This is a genomic window from Marinomonas sp. ef1 (assembly GCF_002806845.1).
Taxonomy (GTDB): Bacteria; Pseudomonadota; Gammaproteobacteria; order Pseudomonadales; family Marinomonadaceae; genus Marinomonas; species Marinomonas polaris.
The window spans coordinates 1-567 of sequence record NZ_NHTT01000038.1; the positions used below are offsets into that span (position 1 = coordinate 1).

Consider the following 567-nt stretch of genomic DNA (forward strand, 5'->3'; position numbering starts at 1 on the left):
ACTGGCATCTCGGCCACGCCTGAAGCACTCAGCCGAACCGAACTTAGCATACATCATGCTGGCACCAAGCCAAGCAATACCGGGTAATTGAACCAATCGCTGGCAAGCATCTATTTGCTTTGCTATTGCTTCGATCTCATCAGTGACCTCTTTCATCAGCAAGATCACATGCCTAAGTTGTTCTAACAGTCTAAATACGACTCTGCGTGCAACAACCGTCATTTCATTTTCAGCATCCTCAAGCGCAATAGGCACTTGCTTAAGGAGCTTACTGATACCTAAGGCAAAATTAACGCCATACTCGCGGCCAAAACCGCGAAGGCGGTTGGCAAGTTGATTGCGTTCTTTTTTATAGCCTTCGCGGAATTTATGTAACGTAGCAATATCTTGCTGCTCTAATGTACGGATCTGAACGCAGTGTAACTGCTGATTCTTACTGGCCTCATAAATACTAAGAACATCATTTTTATCACTCTTATTACTGACTCGATATTTTGCAGCAATGTGTGAGGGGATGAGGCCCACTTTATGACCTGATGATGTAAAGCGCCTAGCCCAATGATGAGC

At 45.0% G+C, this 567-nt stretch carries 1 pseudogene; it reads right to left on the reverse strand.

What is annotated here, in order from left to right:
- Positions 1-525, reverse strand: a pseudogene (locus CCS02_RS21985) (hypothetical protein); the annotation flags it as partial.
- Positions 526-567 lie beyond the last annotated feature (42 nt).